The organism is Brasilonema sp. UFV-L1, from assembly GCF_012912105.1.
Classification (GTDB): Bacteria; Cyanobacteriota; Cyanobacteriia; order Cyanobacteriales; family Nostocaceae; genus Brasilonema.
In genome coordinates this window covers 1-22,405 of record NZ_QMEA01000006.1, presented here as the reverse complement: position 1 = coordinate 22,405, position 22,405 = coordinate 1, and the positions used below count along the sequence as shown (strand labels likewise).

The 22,405-nt window shown below is 39.8% G+C and carries 21 protein-coding genes and 1 pseudogene; 1 reads left to right on the top strand and 21 read right to left on the bottom strand.

Annotated features, from left to right (window positions below):
- Positions 1-53 precede the first annotated feature (53 nt).
- The 19 genes from glf to DP117_RS03255 form a co-directional block, all read right to left on the bottom strand.
- On the bottom strand, positions 54-1,181 hold the full coding sequence (glf, locus tag DP117_RS03340; protein WP_169216921.1) for a UDP-galactopyranose mutase: 1,128 nt from the start codon (positions 1,179-1,181) through the stop codon (positions 54-56).
- The gene (locus DP117_RS03335; RefSeq protein ID WP_169216920.1) at positions 1,171-2,589 is read right to left on the bottom strand and encodes a glycosyltransferase; all 1,419 of its coding nucleotides are present in this window, start codon (positions 2,587-2,589) and stop codon (positions 1,171-1,173) included. Before DP117_RS03335 ends, glf begins: the two co-directional genes overlap by 11 nt.
- 85 nt (positions 2,590-2,674) lie before the next feature.
- A complete protein-coding gene (locus tag DP117_RS03330) occupies positions 2,675-3,520 on the bottom strand; it encodes a glycosyltransferase family 2 protein (RefSeq protein WP_169216919.1) in 846 nt (281 codons plus the stop codon).
- Positions 3,521-3,986: 466 nt separating this feature from the next.
- Positions 3,987-4,919 carry a class I SAM-dependent methyltransferase gene (locus tag DP117_RS03325; RefSeq protein WP_169216918.1) on the bottom strand — a complete coding sequence of 311 codons (933 nt, stop codon included), beginning with the start codon at positions 4,917-4,919 and terminating at the stop codon, positions 3,987-3,989.
- A 106-nt stretch (positions 4,920-5,025) separates the two neighbouring features.
- Positions 5,026-6,243 carry a glycosyltransferase family 4 protein gene (locus DP117_RS03320; protein WP_169216917.1) on the bottom strand — a complete coding sequence of 406 codons (1,218 nt, stop codon included), beginning with the start codon at positions 6,241-6,243 and terminating at the stop codon, positions 5,026-5,028.
- Between the two features lie 75 nt (positions 6,244-6,318).
- A complete protein-coding gene (locus DP117_RS03315) occupies positions 6,319-7,278 on the bottom strand; it encodes a glycosyltransferase family 2 protein (protein WP_169216916.1) in 960 nt (319 codons plus the stop codon).
- Between the two features lie 33 nt (positions 7,279-7,311).
- Positions 7,312-8,334 carry a glycosyltransferase gene (locus tag DP117_RS03310; protein WP_169216915.1) on the bottom strand — a complete coding sequence of 341 codons (1,023 nt, stop codon included), beginning with the start codon at positions 8,332-8,334 and terminating at the stop codon, positions 7,312-7,314.
- 41 nt (positions 8,335-8,375) lie between these two features.
- Positions 8,376-8,537 (bottom strand): hypothetical protein, encoded by a 162-nt coding sequence (locus DP117_RS35295; protein ID WP_211175889.1) that lies wholly within the window; start codon positions 8,535-8,537, stop codon positions 8,376-8,378.
- A 55-nt stretch (positions 8,538-8,592) separates the two neighbouring features.
- A complete protein-coding gene (locus tag DP117_RS03305) occupies positions 8,593-9,504 on the bottom strand; it encodes a glycosyltransferase (RefSeq protein ID WP_169216914.1) in 912 nt (303 codons plus the stop codon).
- 76 nt (positions 9,505-9,580) lie between these two features.
- Positions 9,581-10,348 (bottom strand): glycosyltransferase, encoded by a 768-nt coding sequence (locus DP117_RS03300; RefSeq protein WP_169216913.1) that lies wholly within the window; start codon positions 10,346-10,348, stop codon positions 9,581-9,583.
- A gap of 79 nt (positions 10,349-10,427) precedes the next feature.
- Positions 10,428-11,450 carry a glycosyltransferase family A protein gene (locus DP117_RS03295; RefSeq protein ID WP_169216912.1) on the bottom strand — a complete coding sequence of 341 codons (1,023 nt, stop codon included), beginning with the start codon at positions 11,448-11,450 and terminating at the stop codon, positions 10,428-10,430.
- Positions 11,451-11,562: 112 nt separating this feature from the next.
- Positions 11,563-12,561, bottom strand: coding sequence for a glycosyltransferase (locus DP117_RS03290; protein WP_169216911.1), 999 nt, complete (start codon positions 12,559-12,561; stop codon positions 11,563-11,565).
- Between the two features lie 41 nt (positions 12,562-12,602).
- A complete protein-coding gene (locus tag DP117_RS03285) occupies positions 12,603-13,913 on the bottom strand; it encodes an ABC transporter ATP-binding protein (RefSeq protein ID WP_169216910.1) in 1,311 nt (436 codons plus the stop codon).
- Positions 13,914-13,927: 14 nt separating this feature from the next.
- Entirely contained in the window at positions 13,928-14,755 is an 828-nt protein-coding gene (locus tag DP117_RS03280; RefSeq protein ID WP_169216909.1) for an ABC transporter permease, read from the bottom strand.
- 612 nt (positions 14,756-15,367) lie between these two features.
- The gene (rfbD, locus tag DP117_RS03275; RefSeq protein WP_169216908.1) at positions 15,368-16,267 is read right to left on the bottom strand and encodes a dTDP-4-dehydrorhamnose reductase; all 900 of its coding nucleotides are present in this window, start codon (positions 16,265-16,267) and stop codon (positions 15,368-15,370) included.
- Positions 16,264-16,809 (bottom strand): dTDP-4-dehydrorhamnose 3,5-epimerase, encoded by a 546-nt coding sequence (rfbC, locus tag DP117_RS03270; protein WP_169216907.1) that lies wholly within the window; start codon positions 16,807-16,809, stop codon positions 16,264-16,266. Before rfbC ends, rfbD begins: the two co-directional genes overlap by 4 nt.
- A gap of 12 nt (positions 16,810-16,821) precedes the next feature.
- Positions 16,822-17,766 carry a glucose-1-phosphate thymidylyltransferase RfbA gene (rfbA, locus tag DP117_RS03265; protein ID WP_169216906.1) on the bottom strand — a complete coding sequence of 315 codons (945 nt, stop codon included), beginning with the start codon at positions 17,764-17,766 and terminating at the stop codon, positions 16,822-16,824.
- 22 nt (positions 17,767-17,788) lie between these two features.
- Positions 17,789-18,883, bottom strand: coding sequence for a dTDP-glucose 4,6-dehydratase (gene rfbB, locus DP117_RS03260; RefSeq protein ID WP_169216905.1), 1,095 nt, complete (start codon positions 18,881-18,883; stop codon positions 17,789-17,791).
- A gap of 145 nt (positions 18,884-19,028) precedes the next feature.
- On the bottom strand, positions 19,029-19,901 hold the full coding sequence (locus tag DP117_RS03255) for an FkbM family methyltransferase (RefSeq protein WP_169216904.1): 873 nt from the start codon (positions 19,899-19,901) through the stop codon (positions 19,029-19,031).
- Between the two features lie 353 nt (positions 19,902-20,254).
- Here DP117_RS03255 and DP117_RS37170 point away from each other — a divergent pair, with 353 nt between their 5' ends.
- Positions 20,255-20,401 carry a transposase family protein gene (locus DP117_RS37170; protein ID WP_339381335.1) on the top strand — a complete coding sequence of 49 codons (147 nt, stop codon included), beginning with the start codon at positions 20,255-20,257 and terminating at the stop codon, positions 20,399-20,401.
- Between the two features lie 311 nt (positions 20,402-20,712).
- Here DP117_RS37170 and DP117_RS03245 read toward each other — a convergent pair whose 3' ends face one another.
- Positions 20,713-21,528 carry a WecB/TagA/CpsF family glycosyltransferase gene (locus tag DP117_RS03245; RefSeq protein WP_169216903.1) on the bottom strand — a complete coding sequence of 272 codons (816 nt, stop codon included), beginning with the start codon at positions 21,526-21,528 and terminating at the stop codon, positions 20,713-20,715.
- A 570-nt stretch (positions 21,529-22,098) separates the two neighbouring features.
- Positions 22,099-22,332 (bottom strand): annotated as a pseudogene (locus tag DP117_RS03240) (hypothetical protein); the annotation flags it as partial.
- Positions 22,333-22,405: the final 73 nt, after the last annotated feature.

The following is a 22,405-nucleotide window of genomic DNA, read 5'->3' as shown; positions in this document are numbered from 1 at the left end:
CTAAATCAGTCATTTGGATTTGTCATTTGGATTTGAGATATTATTTGTTATTCCTACATTGAATTTGCTATTTCTTTCTCAAACACACCTAACGCTCTCACTACTGCTTGATCCATGTCGTAGTACTTGTAATCTGCAAGTCGTCCTGCAAACAGTACTGAACCATTGAGTTTCTCTACTTCTTTAAGGTAAAGTTCCAGACGTTCGCGATTCTCTTCGTTGAGAATGGGGTAATAGGGATCATTTTTTCCTGGTACATAAGCTTGAGGATATTCCATCACCAAAGTGGTTTTGGGTGAGGTTTGTCCTGACAAATACTTTTGCTCAGTAATGCGTGTGATGTCGTAGTCGTTGGGGTAGTTGACTGTACCTACTTCTTGATAGCACTCTTGATCTAGAGTCTCGAATTGAAAGCGCAGGCTACGGTATGGTAATTCGCCATACATATAATCGAAGAAAGTATCAATCGGTCCAGTGCAGAGTATTCGGTTAAACTTAACTTCGTTGATAATCTCGCGGTAATCTGTGTTCAGAAGTACTTTAATATTAGGGTGAGCCAACATACGGCGGAACATTTCGGTGTAACCCAGTTTAGGCATAGCCTGGTAGGGGTCTTGAAAATAACGATTATCCCGGCTGATATAGACTGGAACACGTCCTGTGACTCCCCGATCTAGTTCCTCTGGTTTCACTCCCCACTGCTTCATTGTGTAGCGGAGAAAGATATTTTCATAAATGTAATCAGCTAGGAAAGTGAGGTCACCACTAGCATTTTCACGCAGTTTTAGAATCGGTACTTTGACGCCAAAACCAAAGTTTTCTAGAAGTAAATTCTCCAGCTTCTCTGCATATTTTGGAGGAAAAAGGGCATAGAGCGAATTGAGATTAAAAGGGACAGGAACTTTCTTGCCTTCCACAACTCCCAAAACATGATGATAGTAATGTCTCCACTCAGTAAATTGCGAGAGATAATCCCAAACTTTTTTAGATTTGGTGTGGAAAATATGGGGACCGTATTTATGAACCAGGATGCCATGCTCATTGTAATAATCGTAGGCATTCCCACCAATATGATCTCGTTGTTCTACAATTAACACTCTTTGCCCAAGCTCATTAGCAACTCGCTCAGCTATGACACAAGCAGAATATCCAGCGCCTATAATTAGCCAGTCAAACTTCATGTGATTTCTCCTTGTTTGGCGTTAAGTTGGAGGTTAAAATTCTGTCACTGCTTAGTTTGTTATCTAGCAATTGTTTAGTCGTTTTGTTTGCGATTTGCTGTATGTGTTGCTCAATTCGGTCTAAGAATGGTTGGTATACAGCCTGAGGTGAAAATTTTTCTGTGACATACTTGCGGGCTTGTTCTTCCATCCATTGGCGTTTCTCTGGATGAGTCAGGAGTGTCTGAACTGCGGCTGCAAAATCTTCAGCAGTGTCCCCGACGAGAACAGCATGATCTACAATCTCTCGCAGTCCTTGAACCCCAACACTTGTTGAGACACAAGCACGAGCATGTGATAAAGCTTCTATAAGCTTAATTTTTAAACCACTTCCAACAGGTAAAGGAACTAGACAAACTTCAGCACGACTGTACTCAGTTTTTAAATCCTCTACTCTACCTAAAAAGCGAACATTTGGAAAACTCTTTTCAATACCATCACACACAGTACCACAAATATGAAGGCTACACTGGGGATTGGATTGTAAAACAATGGGCCATACATTTTTGAGAAACCACTGTAAGCCATGAAGATTGTGGTCTACATTACTACCTATAAATAAACAACGACCATGAACTTGTTTTACATTATGTGTATGACACACTGCCGATATCGGCATACGAATCACTTCACACTGAGGTACCATTTCTTGGAAGACTTTGGCATCTTCTTCTTGAATAGCTAATAGTACTTGCGCTTTGGACAATTCTATAGTTTCTGTTTCTCGGCTCCAATCTGATTCAAAAGCAGTCACCCCTAATTTTTTAAAATGAGCAGTTCTATAATGACGAACATCGTGGGTCAGTATGACTTTTAATACTGTTTCATCTATAGCAGGAGAATCTAAAATGTTCCCTAAAAAAGCATAATTAGCAATAACAATATGTGGTTTAAATTCTACAAATCTTGAACTTGCAAAAGCGACTTCCTCTGGCGTTGCTAAAGCATCCCAAGGTGGAGGGACAACATAACCACTTGCTTTCCGTCGTTTATCTCTGGAAGTTTGGTAAAACTTTTTCAAAGCTTTTGGTAACAATCGATTATAAGCTAGGTACAAAGGCGCAATTAGCCACTCTAATAACGAATTGAATCTGAGCAGAATCCGACCAATTCTTACGTTATCCCTTGCTGATACATTGGTAAGTGCTGCTAAGTTAGGTGAAATGATATGCCAAGGAATTTTACCGTTAGGTGATGAATTGAGCAGTGTGTACTCAATTTCGCAACCTGCTTGCCGTAAGTAGCGGATGAAATCCAAAATATAAGTGGCGTTTCCTACAGTATTTTCAACAGGAATGTCTCTACTAACAATCTGAATCTTGATAGGTTGGTCAACCGGATTTGTGAATTTATTTTTTGTCACATTCATAATTTTGTTGACTTGACTGTCAATCTGAAATACCCAAGCGTCAAAGCCTAATACTTCTTAATATCACGATGATCAACTGGAGATTTTAATTCACTCTATTCTGCTGAAGTTTTATTAATATCGCCTCTGGCTCGTTGAAATAGTGCTTAACTCTATTTAGGTAGTATCTGAATTGCTTCAAATTTCTACAAAACTCTCTTGTAAATGCTATTTTCCAGCGCTGAAATAGAGGAAGTTTTCTGCGATAGTTCGTTAGAAGGTGCTCTAGGCGTTGAAAACTCTGACCACTTTTCTCATCATTCCTAGTTTTCGTACCTTCTATCAGTCGATAGTTTCCCCAAGTCTCATCTACATACTTAGCTGTTGCTGCTTGTACTGCTCTAAGAAGAAAGTCGTAGTCCATAGTATAGTGTTCGTCTACTTTATATAGTCCTACTTTCTGATGCAACGAAGTATGGTAAAAATATGCAGACGGATTCATTGGGAAAGAATTGATGTATGGAGCAAGCAGTAAAGCGTTGAACTCTAATTTTGTAGGCTTGTTTAAATGTATGAGTTTACCTTCATCATCCCAAACATTACAGTTGCCAACAAGCAAACTAGGCTCTGGTAAACTTTTGAATATCTCTAAGACTCGATTCAGCACGTTTGGCTCATAGTAGTCATCAACATTTAAAATTGCTAGTATTTCACCCGTAGCTATTGCTATTCCTTTGTTCATTGCATCAGATTGTCCTTTGTCCTTTTCAGAAATCCATCGGATATGAGGATACTTCTGAGCATACTCTTTGATAATCTCTACTGTTCCGTCTGTTGAACCACCATCTACAATGATGTGTTCGACATTTGGACAGTTTTGGTCTATCACAACTTTGATGCATGACTCAATAAATTCTTTGCCGTTGTAAACTGGGGTGATAACACTAATCATGGTTGGCTTGTTTCAAATTCAGGAATATTGTTTGTAAGCGATCATTAACCGATGAATTCCCGTGTTCCTACTGGACTTTTCTGTAACTTCAACAATAATCAGGATGAATCGGGAAAGATTGTTACATCATTTTTGTAAAGTTTTTGTAAAGTCAGAGTGTATCTGCGATCAGCCGACTGTAGGTTCAACACGTTTTTAACTAGGCGATAGCTTCGCTGCTGCCTTCGGCAGATCGCGCTATAACATAAAACTAAAATCTCTTATGCAAGATTCCGCATGAAGTTCAAGGCATTTGTTCACCAAGCTGAACTACCTGCTAAAATACAATTCATGAGCAAGCCTGCGTTTACTCTTGTTTTTCTAAAACCTGACGTTACAACTGGATATATCGCTTCGCCTGTAATTCCAGGGTGTATTCCTCAAGAGCGATCGCCCGACAATTTTGCCGAATGCGATCGCATAGGTGTTATACAGCTTTCTTCATCCACAGACTACCGCCAGTATTGCGTAAACATAAAGGCATCTTGCGCTCAAGTTCATCTTGATAAAACTGACCCATGAATGAGTTAAAGTATAAAATCTGAAAGACAGAATTGTATTGAAGAAAAGCTCTCAAAAAATAATCTTCATTCCACGCTCTTCCCTCTTTAACCCACTCTTTTGGATACTCGAATGAACAAAAAACATCGTGAAAATGTACAATCACTCCAGGCTTGAGCCGAGGAAGTATCTCGAAGATGATATGTGCAACGTCGCTGCCAATTTTAACCACGTGTGACGAATCCACAAATAAGATATCACCTGCATCTAGCGTTTGAAACAGTTCAAGTTCAACTTCCTGAATTGCTTTCTCAATCACTTGATGCTGACGCTTATCCTTTTCGTTTAATAAACTGTAAAGTCGCTCAGGGTAAGGTTCAATAAATGTGAAATTTGTAGCACTACCCAGAAAGGCTTCATTTGTGTCCAGCATAACTGCTGAGGAGAACCCAGAGCCAACCTCAATCACTTTTTTAGGCTTAAAATGACGCAGCATAGCATATAAAATGATTGCGTCTGAGTAGCAGAAAAATTGATTTTGGTAGTAATATCGGTTAGATGTACTTGGTTGCTCTGGAAAAGGTAATTCTTCATAGTAGAAGGCAAGCAAATCAAGCATTTGAAGTTGCTCTTCCTCTCTTAAATCTACGCTAGGGAATTCTTTTTTATGTCTAAAAATCAAATTTTCTTTGCTTAGCACATCGCTAAGACTGGGAATGGGTGAATAGAAATGACCAGGCGGGAAAATGCGTAGAAATGGAGAGGCATATAACTTATTAACGTCGTAACCCTGTTTGAAGAAATTAGACAACTTACGAAGCCCAGGAATACTACCGACTAATGCTTTAACTTTGCTCATGATGTCTGCTTATAGTTAATACAAGGGTTTACAAATGAGTGTTATATACTTTGAGTAATCGTCTATAAATTTTGTCATTTTTTAAATGACTTACAAGTTGTTGCTTCTAATTTTGCAAATGGTGATACAACTGAATGTATCGCTTAGCCTGTAATTCTAGGGTGTATTCCTCAAGAGCGATCGCCCGACAATTTTGCCGAATGCGATCGCGCAGACTCTCATCTTCCAACAATTTCACAATTCCACAACAAAAATCATCAGCATCTTCTGGTGTCGCCAAGTAACCAGTAATATGTGGACGAACGAGATCGCAAACACCACCAATTTTGAATGAAACCATTGGAGTACCGCAAGCCATACTCTCCTGTAGTACCAAGGGGAGATTGTCAGCGCGAGTTGGAAAAATAAACAAGTCAGCAGCAGAATAGGCGATAGATTTCAGGCGATCGCTGCTGACGTAACCAAGATTTAGAGTCGCTATCCCCACTGCTTCAGAAATAGCTTCACCTGCATTACCTATAGTTAAAAGTACAGTTTCAGCTTTGAGGGATGCGGGTAAGTTTTGCAATGCTTTTAGCAGCAAATCGCCACCTTTGCGCGAATCTTTGAGACTTTCAGCCCCAAACATGAGAACTTTTTTGCTAGTGGGGATACCCAATAAGGAACGACACTGTTGGGTATCAAGAGGCTGATAGGCTTCCGTGTCAATACCATTAGGAATATGATGAACAGGGAAGCGGTTGAGCATACTCTGCTGAACTTGCTGAGTATGCCAATGACTGAGAGTCACGATGGTGAGATTGGAGCGACTGTAAACCCAGTTTTTCAGCTTCCACTCTAGGTGAGTATTGTCTGTAGCAATGGTAGGATAAGTGTTTGGGTATGGGCATTTACCACATCCAATTTTCCAGCGATCGCAGTCATAGCTGTAAGCACAGTGACCTGTAAAACTCCACATATCGTGAAGCGTAAAAACTGCTGGTTTGTTTTCAGTTAATAATGGAATTGCCAGATAGTTGAAATAACCAGTGTGCAGGTTGTGAAAGTTCAGGACATCTGCATTTTTGTAGAAACTGTGCTTGGGAATATCAAAACTACTGATATGGTTGAGGTAGTTAAAGCCAAGACGTGAAGTAATACGCAACAGTTGTTTCTCTGTGCGATATTTGCGTGGTACACTAGCTATGCGATCGCTACTAGTTTCGACTCTACCCACTAGCAACCGCGAGTCAATACCTTGAGCAAGTAAGCCTTGATGTAGTCGATAGCCGGCGATCGCTGCTCCACCAGAAATATCAGATTGATTGATATGCAGAATGTTCATGGTGCTGGCTTGATAGCTTCTATATTGTGTGTTTATACTTGGTCAAGAAATACACCGTCTCATATTCGTCTCATATTAATGACTCCAAACCAAAGTTTTTTTCATCATTTGTTTGATTTTACCTAAATATCTACGTATATATCGACGCAATCTTGCAGATACCTTATCTGCCTCTCTGATAGCTTTACCATCAAAAACATAGTCAAAACTATAGGCATCAGCCTCTTGATGTCTTATGACAAATGGAGGATGATTTATCTTCCAAATATCAACAGTTTGCATTTTTGAAAAAGGACTTTCACCAAAAGTATGTGTTGCATCTGGACGGAAACCAAGATTTGATATGAGGTTTGAGCTGGGAAGTATTGTCAAACCACTTTGATGCCAACAAGCATAAGTCCATTGATAATCCCAAGTATCTATGAAACCTTCAGATACACGATCAAAAATATCGACCCAATATTTCTGTTCATAAGGATCTTCACATATTGAGCGGATGAAATTTTGCTTTTTATAATCCTGCCATGTCTTCATATTAACATCGTAGTGCTTCCAGGCTCTACGCCAAGAAGCCCATCCCCAGATATGGGTATACTTTGAGAAATAGTAGCTGTAGGAAGTTCTATTTTGAGTATTCTGAAAGTCATTACCGCTAATCATCATAATTCGCTCATCATGACGGTAATACTCAAGTAAAGTTTGGCAAAAATGAAAGAAGGATGGAGTAGGAAGACAATCATCTTCTAATATGATTGCTTCTTCAACTTCTGAAAATACCCAATCTAGTCCACTCGATACTCGTCGTTGACAGCCTAAATTTTTGTCTGAGAAGTTAGTCAATACCTCGCATTTCCAGTCAACATTTTTAATCACTGACCTAGTTTTTTCACACTTTTCAGCCTCTTCAGGAAAACGTGGTCCATCTGCAATAACTAGCAGTTTTTGAGGTTTTGCTTGACGAATTGCCTCAAAGACAATTTCTGTTAAATCAGGGCGATTGAATATTAAAAATGCAACAGGTGTTGAGAGAGACATAAATTGACTTTACTGAATAAATGAACTAATTTTTTACTCGATTTTTAAGATTTTCACTACTTGATAAATGAAATGACTTTTCTCATTAAAGTCTACAGAGCGTAGTGTTCCAACTACCTCCCCTACGTAGTGAGCTAAATCAATAAGCAAAAGCTTATATTGAAATTTAAAAATACGACGCCTGATGATCTTAAAAATATTATGTAAAATTGTTTTGTTAGATGGGATGGCTGCTAAAGCCTTTTCTTTCTCCGATGGAAAAGAACCAATTAAAGCAGGCATATAGCTTGAAGCTGTGCCAAAAGTTAATCGCCTAATGTACTTTAAAGTTGCTCTTTTACCTGGAATTAGATGTTTAATTTTCAAATCAGGTGATACGCCAGCAGCTAATCCCATCTTGACTGCTTCCCAGACAATTTGAATATCCTCACCACTTGATAAATTGTTTCCCTTCCTACCTGTAGAAGCTAGCTTTCCGAGTTGAAAAGCTTGATAGTATTTTTCAAAAACTTCCCTTTTCACTACTAGCCCTGTACCAAAAGGATAAAAATCTGTCCATGTTGCTGGTACGCAGCCATACTGTGTATATTCAGTATTCCTTTCCTGGAAGTGTTTGCTACAATTCTTCTCAAACCAATCTGAAACTGGTTCGAGAAACTCTACAGTCACCTTACCTGGTCCTAAAGCTGCTATACAATGATGCTTGTCTAAACAATTTTTGATTGCTTGCAGATAATCTGGAGCAGGTTCATTATCATCATCAAAAAAAACAATAATAGGAGCTGTCGTTAACTTCACACCAGTAATTCTTGCGAAGCTTAAACCCTGTTGTGATTCTGTGATGACTTTAGCCCATCTGCACTTTTCTAAAAAATGTCTGACGCAAGTTATTTCAGTTACAGGTGTGGCACTATTATTGTCAACAATCACACACTCAAGAAACATATCTTTGATTTCCAGGTTTTCTACTGCTTTTAAAACTCTAGAAAATATATGTTGCTCTGGATTGAAAGTACAGATGATAATTGCAATATCAGGAATTGAGTTTGAAATCATTAGCGACCTCAGTAACTAGATGGGCATCATGTTCCTCAAGACTATGAAGTAGCCTGCGATCGCCCTTGTTTGTCTAAAGCTAGATGATACAACTGTATATATCGCTGTGCTTGGCGTTCCAGGGTGTACTCTTCAAGAGTGATCGTCCGTATACGCCCAAAATCGCTTCGCTTGCTTCCCTGAAGTCCGTTCAGGGGAGGCACTCCGTCCGGGATCGCCCGACAATTTTGCCTGATGAGAGCACATAAAGACTCAGCTTTAAGAATTGAAAAGTGCTTGATGTGCTAAAACGTATCCTCTCCTTTTTGCCTGATAAAAACGACGTTCCCTAGGGTTCATTTGTAAAAGTCGATAATATTCAAGTAATTTACCTTTCCATGATGAATGTAGTAAATTCGGCATCTGACCCCGGAAAGAATCTAGTATTCTGTGAGAGTACTCCATACCTTCTACCAACTTGATCAAATATTCCTCTTTTAACCGATTTGCTGGCATGAGATGAGTTAATTTTAGAGATGTAAACTGTCCTGTACCTAAACCAATGTCACAGGATGTAAATGCTAGATCTGAATCTCCGCCACTCATTAATAGCTTTCCCTTTCGGTCTAGACTTAATCTTTTCTGGTCATTACACACCAGATCAACATACTTCTGTGACACAATTTTTCGTACACACATTCCCGCACCACAAGGAGCTGTTTCATGTTGGTATAAGTTCGACCACTTGTCTCGCTCAAACTCCCGAATAGCCAAGTGATCCCAATAAGGTTTCGTCCAGTCTGGAGGTTTTACCTCAAACTCAGCTCTAATCTGTCCACCCCAAGCACCGAGAAATGGGTAGTCTTTACTTATGTGTAAGGCTAGTTCCAGGTAATCTGAATCTAAGACGTTATCATCATCAACAAAGACTAATACTTCAGCTTGAGCTTCCCGAATTCCATGCAACCGGGCTGGTGTAAGACCTAGTTGCTCTTCTCGAACATGACGAGCATTGGGATGCCAGGTAAGATCGATTTCAGCACAAAGTAATTGCTTACTAGCATTATCAACTAGTAATAGTTCCCATTGCTCAAGTAGCAAAGTTTGAGATTTGAGTGCTGTTAATACTTTATCGAGATAATCACGCCTAGGATTGTGAGTGCAAACAATGACACTTATAGCTAGTTCCATGACATAATTCCTAATTTTTTGTTCAAGAAGAGACTTCTAAAATTTTCTTCAGAGAAAGCTGTACAAATTCTATAGTTCACTTTGCCAAAACTTTTGTTATTAACTGCAACTTTTTGTCTGAAATTAATCCCCACCTAGGATGGAAAAGCCTAGTGCTAATATCACTATTTATTTCTTTAGCTACCATTCGTATATCTGGATGCCTTCCATGAAGTATCTTAACCGTTCCAGAAACACACACAGGAGAGATGAATCGACAGTTATATTCAGGAGTTAGGACGACTTCTCTAAGATTACTCTTATGAAGGGTCATTTGAAATGAAGGTTGATCACCATAAGTCATTCCTTTTTCCTGCATTTGTTCTTGAAATGAAGTTAACCAATCAGAAAAGAATTTGCTGACTTGAAGAGACTTTCTATATAAAACCACACCAGAGTTATACATTGGAAAAATAAATTGACCATCAACATCTTTAAGTTCTTGATAATTATAAAATTCTCCAAGTTGATTTCTACCTGCTCTAAGTTCTGCTTCGACTGCACCAATATCATATTTTTTCAAGAGCGTAAATAACTCTGAAAAATCGTCGCATACATACGTATCAGTATCTAGAAAGAGAGTATAATCATATGGCGACTTTGACATATAAAGGATTTTATCAAGCTTAGGATTTTGAGAATCTTTTACTAATACAAGCTCATCAAAACACTGATTTTGCACACTCTTGGTTGAAAAAATTGTGATATGAATATGTGGCATCTTATCCTTCAAGCTAGATGCTGACTGACATGCTTCGTCAACATACCTCTCACCATTTGCAACGTAAACAATTCCTACAGACATAAGCTATATCCTTTTTTTATGCTACAAGTTTTTGTAAACACAATTCCAGTACATTAAGGATAGCAAAAGATTAATTTGATTATGAATTTGCAGGCTGTGTCCAACGTATCCCGGACAACATTATGTGGGAAAAAATTTTTATACCTAATTTTAGAGAAGAGTTAACCACCGACAGTGATGAATGACATAGTAAAGCTTCTCTAAGTTGGTTTCTGGCAGCATAACTATCACCTGCGCTAAGCAATTCCTTTGCAGAATTAAGTGCATAAAATGCATAGTTTCTTAATGCTGTTTTTGCAAGTTTATTGGCACGCTCACTTGGCAAATATCCTCTGATGACACCAACTGCTTTGCGGAGATCTTGAATATTTTTACCAGTGCGCACAGAATTTCCAGTTAAAGAGGTTGAACTTCTGCGGTAGAGAGCTAGTGGCTCAGCTTCGTACCACACTGGATAGTGAGCAGCAATACGAGTCCACATTTCCCAGTCTTCACCCCAGCAGGAAAAGCGACGGTCAAATCCACCAAGCTGCTCGTATACATCGCGCCGTACTACAATTGATGGGGTTTGAATACGCTGCTGCACAGCAATTCGCTCTAACCAATTATTCAAAATGCCACTTTCAGGCTGCTCTAACCAAGAAATGTGGGTCCAATGTCCTCGCTCATCCATATGAATCTGGCGACAGAAAGCCGCACCGACTTCAGGGTTTTCTTTAAAACCTCGTTGCAGTTTCTGATAAAAGCCATCTCTGACGCAATCATCACCATGCAACAGATGAATCAACTTGCCACGCGATCGCTGCAAACATGTTTCAAAGTTTTTAATATAGCCAACATTCTGTGGTTGACGATAGAAATCTACGCGTCCACGTCCTAGTTCCTCAACAACTGCTGCAGGGTCATCCTTAGTGGAGTGGTCATCAACGACCGAAATCTGCATAACTTCAGAACCTGGATCTTGCGCTAAAACGCTAGCTAGCGTTTCGCGCAGATAGTTAGCGCAATTATAAGTCGGAATCATGACTGACCACAAAGGTCGTGGAGTACCCTCTGGCACGGGTAAAATAGTAGGTCGATACAGGTGTTGTTGTTGAATCATAATTATTGATTTACTATCTATTTAAAAAAGCTAGATGATTGAAATACAATTTCAGGTGTAGAACTTTCTAAAAAGCAAAGTTATTCACTCATGAAAATCATCTCTCATGTTGTCAATACTGTGCTTTCAGCCAGAATTTCTTGGTTTGCCAAATAAGGGAAGCCAATTCCTTCATGACTTTCAATGAATGACTGCACTTAAGGGCTTCTTGAATCTGAGTGCTCGCGGCGACTTTATCACCTATATCAAGCATTTGAGGCGCGATGTATTTAATGGCATAAATTGCCCAATTTTCTCTAGCTTGTACAGATAGTTTGCTTGCAATTGATGTTGGTAAGTATGGATGAACAATTTCTACAATTCTACGTAAATCTCGAACGTTTTGACCAGTACGTGCACAGCGTCCAGTCAGAGATGTTGAATGAACGCGGTAAAGCGCTAGAGGTTCAACTTCGTACCACACAGGATAATGTGCTGCGATTCTCACCCACATCTCCCAATCTTCAGCACAGCAAGATATACGACTATCAAATCCCCCAAGTCTTTCGTATGCATCACGCCGTACTACCATTGACGGTGGTTGCAGACGATTGATAACAGCAATTTGCTCTAGCCAATTATTCAATACTCCACTTTCAGGTTGCTCTAATGCAGAAAACCATAGCCAATGTCCATGTTCATCCACATAAATGTGGCGGCAAAAAGCAGCACCAATTTCAAAATGACTCTCGAAGGCTTGCTGCATCCTTCGATAAAAGCCGTCTCGCACGCAATCATCACCATGCAACAAATGAATGAAATGTCCGCGCGATCGCTGCAAACAAGTATTGAAGTTTTTGATACAACCTACATTTTGAGGTTGCTGATAGAACCCAACACGACCTCTACCTAACTCCTCAACGACTGCTTTTGGATCATCCTTAGTAGATTGGTCATCAACCACTTCAATCTGCATGATCTCTGGTCCTGGATCTTGGGCTAAGACACTTGCCAGTGTCTCACGCAAATAGTCTGCACAGTTGTAAGTAGGAATCATGACTGACCAGAGTGGAGGTGGTTCTCCCTCTGGTACTGGTGGAATAGTTGCGCGGTAAGGATGTTGCTCTTTCATACATGAACTCCTTATAGTAATTGGTTTGTTCTGATTTCCTCTTATCTAATTAATTCATTCATTTGCATAATTTCAAATTCAGATATCACAAGACCATCAGCGTCTGGTCTAATGCCAAGCCCTTCAGATTGAAAATTAATGACCTCAAATTCTAATGCTGATTCAATACAATCAAAGACAACCCCTGTTAAGGGGTCAGCCATCCACAATCCAAGTACATAAATTCCTGGAGTTAAATATAGTTTTTCAATCTTTATCTTGACGATATTTTTTCCATTTTGAAGAGTTATGCTTTGACCAAGCACAAGAGAATCAGCATTAACCAGCTTAGTTCCTAACTTGTCATAGATAGTCACAGCAATGCTTCCAACAGACCGAGGTGATTTTGACTCAATAGCTAATACAAATTCAAGCGCTCCATTTGAATAGGGTTGAAGCATTGCATCTTCGTTTAAGCTACTATACTTAACCTCTATAAACTGAGCCTCTCTCGTTCCTGTTTGTCGCCTGACTTGTGATATATCAATCCATTGATTAGGCGAAGCTTGTATGGTGGAATTATTAGACATATAGCGGACGAGAATACTACTCGTGTCACCTTGGGCGGTTAATCGACCACGCTCAAGCATGACACATTGAGAGCATAACCGTTGGATTGCATCCATATTATGACTAACAAATAAAACAGTTCGACCTTGATCTGTAGATACTTCCTGCATCTTACCAAGGCATTTTTTTTGAAATTGTGCATCTCCCACTGCTAGCACTTCATCAACTATTAATATCTCTGGTTCCAGGTGAGCAGCTACAGCAAATGCCAACCGTACATACATTCCTGATGAATACCTTTTGACTGGCGTATCTAAAAACTTTTCGACTTCCGCAAACGCCACAATTTCATCAAACTTGCGTTTAATCTCTACCTTGCTCATGCCCAGAATAGCACCATTGAGAAAGATATTCTCTCTGCCAGTAAGCTCTGGGTGAAAACCTGTACCAACTTCTAATAAACTGGCTATACGTCCTTTAATGGAAATCCTTCCTTGAGTCGGCTCTACAATCCGGCTCAAAATCTTCAATAAAGTTGATTTTCCTGCACCGTTCCGCCCAAGAAAGCCTACTCTATCACCTTGCTTGATTTCAAACGAAACATCCTTAAGTGCCCAAAACTCTTCACGGTTTGGATTGAATGTTCTGTTACCGGAAGGCTTCAGTAATTTCTTACTGAAAGACTTTGCTCCATCTGCTAGAGCATCACGCAAAGAATTGTAGCTACTACTCCCCGCTGTTTGCTGGTGACTCAAGACGTACTTTTTAGAGAGATTTTCAACTCTAATGACTGTATCCGACACGTCATCCCTCCTTACTAAATGATGTCAGCGAATTTGCGTTCCATTTTGCGGAAATACCAAATTCCGCTAAAAAATACCAGAACAACTAGTCCTAGAGATAGAAAAAATCCAGGTAAATAAATGCTTGCTTGTCCGCCTGAAATCGCCCAGCGGAAACCATCAATCACTCCCACCATCGGGTTGAGCGAGTAGAGTAATCGCCACTGCTCTGGTACTTTGCTGCTGCTATACCCTACAGGTGAAATATACTGACCAAACTGGACAATAAACGGCACAATGAAGCGAAAGTCTCGATACTCTACGTTCAATGCTGCTAACCACAACCCTGCACCAATCGCCGCCACAAATGCAATGAAAATAAATATTGGCAGAGTTAGAATACGCCAGTCCGGCACAAAGTTGTACCATGCCATCAGTCCCAACAGAAGCATACCAGCAACCAGAAAATCCACAAAGCTGACAATCACTGCACTTGTTGGCACAATCAACCGAGGAAAATAGACTTTAGAAATCAGGTTGGCATTACTGATTAAGCTGTTGCTGCACTCACTCAGCGCTCCAGAAAAGAATTGCCAAGGTAACTGCGCTGCATAGACCATGATTGGGTAGGGTACATTACCCTCAGACGGTAGCCCAGCTATAGTACTAAACACAAATGTGAACACAATCATCGTTAAAAAAGGTCGAACCAGCGCCCATGCTAGTCCGATCACCGTTTGTTTATAGCGCACCAAGATATCGCGCCATGCCAGAAAGTAAAATAGCTCTCTGTATTTCCACAGGTCTTTCCAGTACTGCTTCTCAGCCCTACCTGCCTCAATGGTGAGTTCTTTTGTGTTCATTTACTTACCCATATATCATTAATGAGACAATGTGTGGTTGTTTGCAGCCAAAATTTCTGAAGTCTCAGAAAAAAACACTGTTAGTACCCCCTTCCATTATTTCTTTACATTCATCTTGGTATCAGGAAGTATTTGTATATTTTTTATACCTTTATCTTTTCTTTAAATATTTCGCCTGAAATTTCCGTTATTTCTCTGAGGGTAATGTATAACAAGTTATACCAATTTTCTCAATTCTAAATTAAGGTTACACTTTGTCTGTAGTAGCCCTCTTTGTGCAATGATAGACCTGGTTCAATCTGTAGTTAGATTTTAGAGAAACGGTATTATTTTGCACCTAACCTTAGAAATCTGTAGAAACTAGAAAAATATGCAATAAAGCTACATGGTTTTTATTGCCTTTCTCGCGCTAAATAAAGGACTTTTGGCTTCATACTGAGTGACAAAAAAACATAAGTTTTCTTGATGCAAGATGTGAGCCTCTCACTAGTCGCGAAAGTCGCCGCTAGCAACTTTTGAAAAAAGCACCTGCATTTTTCATTTTCTGAAAGCCTTGCTATATAAGCGTTATAAAATGTGCATCTTAAGAGTTATCCGAACCGTATTGCCTAGTTATGAACCAAGCACCAACTCTAAATTTCTTTGCCAGTTAGGCAATACTAACCCAAATACACGAGAAATTTTCTCAGTATCTAATGATGAATAAGCTGGTCTTTTCGCTGGGGTTGGATATTGCTCTGACGGTATTGCAACCACTTTTTCTAACTTATATTCATTGCGTTGAGAGTCATATTCAAAAATAGCTTTTGCAAAGCCATACCAACTTGTCTGACCAGTAGCAGTTAGATGATATATCCCATTTTTTCTGCTCAAAAAACCAATCAAATCTTGTGTTCCTTGAGAGACAATTTGTGCTGTAGATTCAGCAATCATTCGGCTCCAAGTTGGTGCTCCCACTTGGTCATCTACTACTCTTAATTCTTCACGCTCCCGTGCTAATTTCAGCATTGTTAGCAAAAAGTTTTTACCTCTCAAGCTATAAACCCAACTTGTTCTTAGAATCAAATGAGGTACACCAACTGCTTGAATTGCTTTTTCACCTGCTAGTTTTGTTTTTCCGTATATATTTTGCGGACATGGTTCATCTTGCTCTGTGTACGGTGTCGCCTGATGACCGTTAAATATATAATCTGTAGAGTAATGAATGACTCCTGCTCCCAACAACTTTGCTTCTTCTGCAATCACACCAGGTGCAGTCCCGTTGACAGCCATCGCCAATTCAGGTTCTGATTCTGCTTTATCGACTGCAGTGTATGCGGCTGGATTTACAATTAACTCAGGCTGAACTTCACGAATCACGTGACGAATGGTGTTAGGTTGAGATAAATCTATGCGTAGACCACAGGAGGAGATTTCACGTCCCACAGAAATAACTTCTCCAAGAGTCATCAAAGTTCGTTGCAGTTCCCAACCAACTTGACCTGTGCTCCCTGTCAAGAGTATTCTGGTCAAGCAAACACCTCCGCTTCTTTGAGTCGTTTTCCGGCTCTATCTTTAGCACAGAGAATGGGTTCTTGTTTGAGCGGCCAGGCGATCGCTAAATCAGGGTCATTCCACAATATACTACGTTCATACTCTGGCGCATAGTAATCTGTCGTTTTGTAAAGCGTCTCAGCATATTCTGAAACTACCAAAAAACCGTGAGCAAATCCTGCTGGTATCCATAGCTGCTGCTTGTTCTTGGCTTTCAAATGAACGCCAACCCATCGACCGAAATATTTAGAACTACTCCTTAAGTCCACAGCAACATCAAATACTTCACCAACCAAAACTCTCACCAATTTGCCTTGAGGTTGCTTGATTTGATAGTGTAGACCACGTAGTACGTTCTTAGCTGAATAAGAAGAATTGTCTTGTACAAAATGTTCTACAACATTTATCTTTTCTCGCCAAACTCGCTCATTGTAACTTTCGTAAAAAAAGCCACGCTCATCTTCAAAAACTCGCGGTGAAATCAGCAATACATCAGGAATTTCAGTCTGTATAATCTTCACTGTACTACCCTCTTAGTTTTTGCGCTCTTCCTGCTTGAAGTAATGAGCTGATCTCACCGGATTGATTTGATGAACTTGAGTCGTACAGATATCACCATTGATAATATCCATGAGATAACGCCCATAGCTGCTGTTAGCTAATGGTTTAGCGAGTTGGTAGAGTTGCTCTGCATTGATATATCCTTGACAGTAGGCAATTTCTTCGATACAAGCTATTTTCAAACCCTGTCGTTGTTCCAAAGTTTGAATAAAGCTAGCAGCTTGATGAAGAGATTCATGGGTACCCGTATCTAACCAAGCGTAGCCTGGACCCAAAATCTCGACTTTTAGTTGCCCTTTACGAAGATACACTTGGCTTAGTTCAGTAATTTCTAACTCATTGCGGGCTGAGGGTTTGAGAGTAGCTGCAATTTCACAAACCTGAGAATCATAAAAGTAAATACCTGGTACAGCATAGTTAGATTTCGGGAACTTAGGCTTTTCTTCTAAACTCACTACCTGACCTGCTGTATCAAATTCAACCACTCCATATCGCTGTTGTTCAGCGACTCGATAACCAAAAATCAGTGCGCCTTCACGCAACTGAGCCGCATGAGTCAGTACATCAACTAAACCGTGCCCATAAAAGAGATTATCACCTAAAATGAGACATACGGAGTCGTTGCCGATAAAATCTTTGCCTAAAATGAATGCTTGTGCTATTCCTTCTGGTCTTGGTTGTTCAAGATAGCTAAACTTAAGACCCCACTGGCTACCATCTTGAAGAAGTTGCTGAAACAGTGGAAGATGAGCAGGTGTAGAAATGATCAGGATTTCACGAATCCCAGCTAACATTAAGGTAGACAAGGGATAGTAAATCATCGGCTTATCATAAACAGGCATTAGTTGTTTGCTGACTACTTGAGTCAGGGGATACAGGCGTGTACCAGAACCACCAGCTAAAATAATGCCCTTCATGATTGACTACTCCTCAGATAGGTTAGGATTTCGCTCTTGTTGATAGGACTGCTTCTCTATCTGTGTAGTTCTGCTGAATCCAGGTCTGGTAAGTACCAGATTCAACTTGCTCAACCCACTTGAGATTGCTCAAGTACCACTGAACTGTTTTCAACAAACCACTATCAAAATTCTCCTTTGGCTGCCAACTCAATTCTTTGACGATTTTACTGCAATCTATTGCATAGCGTCGGTCGTGTCCAGGACGGTCTTTGACAAAAGTCATTAAAGAAGAGTAGCAAAAGTCCGGTTTGGGAGCTAACTCATTGAGGATTGCACAAATTTTTTTTACGACTGCTAAGTTTGTTTGTTCGTTATTACCTCCAATATTATAAGTTTCTCCAATCCTGCCATGTTTTAAAACCAGGTAAAGGGCTTCGCAATGATCCACAACATACAGCCAATCTCTGATATTCTGTCCATCACCATAGATTGGTAAGGGCTTTTCATTCAAAGCATTGAGAATCATCAGAGGAATCAGTTTTTCAGGAAACTGACGTGGACCGTAGTTGTTAGAGCAGTTAGTTACTAAAGTCGGAAGACCATATGTGTGATAATAAGCTCGTACAAGATGGTCAGAACCTGCTTTTGTTGCAGCGTAGGGACTATTGGGAGCATACGGAGTATTTTCCCGAAAAGCTGGCTCTGTTGAACCTAATGAGCCGTATACTTCGTCGGTAGACACATGTAAGAAACGGAATTGCTCTTGCTTGTTTTGAGATAATTTTTCCCAGTAAGTCCTGCTTGCTTCTAAAAGTTGAAATGTTCCGACTACGTTTGTTTGCACAAAATCCTGAGGGCTAAAGATTGAGCGATCGACATGGCTTTCAGCAGCAAAGTTGATAATTACGCTTGGTTGGTACTGCTCTAGAAGATGACGTATGAGTTCAATATCACCAATGTCTCCACGAACAAAATGATATCCTGAATCATCCTGCAAATCTTCTAGACTTTGAGGATTGCTTGCGTAAGTCAGTTTGTCGAGATTGATAATGTTAGCCCAAAGTTCTTTCCTAGCCTTCAAGATGAAGTTAGAACCAATAAAACCGACTCCACCAGTTACCAAAAAAGTTTGCATGTTTGTAGTTTATTGTTAATTATACAATGGCTACATCAGAGCAAACACCATAATTGGGTAAGGTGCATTACTAAGAGACGGAAGCGTAGTCATATTGCAAAACACGACGCTGAAGACTACCATTGTCTAATTTGAGTTTTTCTATTTAATTTGCTACTGCAAAAATATTGCCAAAATAATGTTTCTGTGTTGTTGTGTGTTGTATGAGTTTCAGTGTATATCGATTAAATGGCAGGTATTTAATTAAATAAAGATCATAACCAGATTTTTGCAACATTTGAAAAAGCTCTTGACTGCTACTACCTACTGTTGGTAAAAGATAATCGCTGACTTCAATCATTAAGTATTCAACGGCTTTTTTCTCTAAAACTTGACTCATTCCTTGCAAAACCAACATTTCTGCGCCTTCTACATCGATTTTCATGAATCTAATTTTTTTGAAAGCATGGCTAACAAAGTAATCATCAAATTTGAGAGTTTTTACTTCTTCTATAATTGAGGTATAGTTTTCAGGATTACGAATAATACTGCCTGCACCTTCATTAGTATCCATAACTCCTGACCAAGTAGCTAGTCCATTTTCACGAGATAAGGCAATCTGCTCTACTTTTACATTTTTTATAAAATTTATTTCTAAATTGCGTCTCAGGTGCTTGGAGATTTGATTTGATGGTTCAAAAGCAATCACTCGACCTCCTTGCCCAACAATATTTGATGCTAAAATAGTGTACAAACCAATATTTGCTCCAACGTCAACAAATATATCTCCTGCTCGCAAGAACTGTTTGACTATATTGATTTCTCTGATTTCATAATAGCCCCGAAAATAGATATTGCGTTGAATATCAGCATGTAAATTCCTTATTTCAAATTGATTAGATCTACCATATGAGGAAATTTGCACAACGACTGGTAATTGAGGATAGGTAATAGCTGTGTCATAGCGATTTAGCCATTTTACAACTCTGTTTGGAAGTAGTGGGAATTGTGTAAATTTTCTAATTGTTGATGCTTTCATTTTTCAACTTATATGATTGGTTGGTGTAAATTAATTGACTTTAGTGGGTCACGGGGGTCTTACACGTAAAAAAATCGGGCAGCCTTATTACGATACGCGTGTTGTCCCCTCGATTAATCAAGGGGCTTGATAGCAAAGCGTGGCGCGGATGCGCCATAGGCTGCCCGATTTTTTCGGGGACAATGCGTCAGGGTAAGCGCATCTAAATTTGAGTTGACAAGTATAAAAGACCCACGTGTGGCAAGAACTCGTACTCATTTGCGTTCCTTAGATCTTGCATGAAGTGAAAAACAGGGTTTCTTGAGAATGCCTGCTCGTAGAAACCTTAATTTCTGATTCTCCAAACCCTAGGTTTGGGTCTTGTTGAGAATAGTGCAAGATATCAGCTAACAGATATTCTGATTATCGGAATATTGTCAGTGATTGCAGGAGGGAAGGGATGGAAGGGCATGGAAAACTATGGGTTAAGCAAAGATGATTGCTTAACTCCTAAAACATAGATTTTCAAACCCTTATATAGCAAGCATTTCGAGACATTGTGTTTCTGAATCTATGTTACAGAAGCGATAAGCCGCCAGAAGTATCGCCACTCGTAACTTTTGAAAGAAGCACCTGCATTCTTCACTGACTGAAATCTTTGCCATACAAGGGTTACAAAATGTGCATCAAAGGAGCAGCCTTACTGGCGGCGCACCACCCGCTATGAATTAAACAAACAAGTCAAATCCTCTTCCCTTGAGCTCCTACTACCCTCAGCTCGCGCTGCCTTATTTTTTGAAAGAAACCCCTAAATCACCACACTCACCAATCATTAATCTCTCCATCCTAAGTACCGTTCACGAATACGGAATGGCGTACTGATCAACGAAGTTGAAGTCAACAGTTGCTTAAAAGCTAACCAAAGAAACGGTGGAATAGTCTTGGTATAGCGTCCCCAAAGGCGACGGGGTTCTTGTATCCACCGATAGAGCCATTCCAAACCCAAATCTCGCACCATACGGGGTGCTCTTTTATAGATTCCTGCATACACAGGAAAAACACCACCTAGCCCAACCATGACTGCGTGAATTTTATCTTTGTGCTGAGCCATCCAATTTTCTTGTTTTGGGCACCCTAAAGAGACAAACACCAAACCAGCACCACTAGAATTGATTTTTTCAATCAGCGCTTTGTCTTCAGCAGGTGTCAAGGGACGAAAAGGCAAGGGTTCCATCGCTGCAATTTTCAGATTTGAAAATTCCTGATTTAATCTTTCTCTCATACGAGAAAGAATCTGTGTTTGAGAACCTATAAAAAAAACACTGACATTCAATTGTTGAGCAAGTACGCACGATGCCTGTAAAATATCCATTCCTGGTACGCGCTCTTGATGTCTTGCCCCCAAAAGCTTCATCATCCATACCAGAGGCATACCATCAGGAGTAACTAGGTCTGCATTCTTCAGTACAGTACCAAAGTCTGGATTCCAATATGCCTCCATCAGCATATGTACGTTGGCCACACATACAGTTTTACTTTCCCGTGCGATCGCCCATCGTAACATTGTTCGTATCTGCTCATCCAAGCGTAAGGCAGTAATCGGAAAATCTAGCACTCTTTGAGTTGGTAGAAAAACTCTTCCTACCATAAAGTCACTCCTTGTGTTGAATAGAGAACAAATTGCTTTCCTGACCATTCCTTATGTTGCGATGTCTCAGCCTATCTCACTTGACTGATTGGTTTCAACTCTTGGTAGATGGTCGAAAGTTAACACATGGAGATGCAGTCGCTTTTACAGTTAATTGCCGAGTTCCCTGGTATTTATTTATTTACATTAGCCTGTATAACAATCTACTCTAAATATCTGCTTCGTTAGTCATTATCCACTAAACTTTATCAAAAATTTATATTTATTTGTTGTTATTTTTATACTATCTTTATCAAATAAACAAATATCTAATGAGCCAAAATTATTGAAATCTGCTTAGCTTCTTCGCCCCTTCACGCTCACTTACTCAAAATTGCCGTGCATTGCATGGATAGGGCGCTTTCGGAGTCGGGTTTGTTGCCAAAATTTCAAAGGCGCGCCCTTTGAAAGCTCCTGGATCGTGGATTTAAAATATAGACATTTATGGACGGTGGTCCTGTTTGACCAGGATTTACCCAACCCTATGTAACGTACACTTACAAAGTATGTTGTTTTCATCTCTGGTAGATAAAGAGAAAAAAATAGGGGGAAGATTAAATTTTCTTCCCCCTGTCTTGTCTTTTTACTCTTGTCTGGTTGTTTGAGATTATGTGGTTGGTTGTCTTTTTCGGGTTGATGACCTTCCTTAAGTCTTTTTCGGAGCATTTGCTGCTGTTTCTTCAGTTGTCTTTGCCTTGCAGAACCGCCTTTACCCTTGTCATTTCTACCTTTTCGCCGAGGAGATTCCCATCTTTTGAGTTGCATATCTTTGAGTTGGTTTTTCTTAACTTTAAAATTAAACAGTATTTAATTGACATCCTCCCCGCCCTAAAAGGGA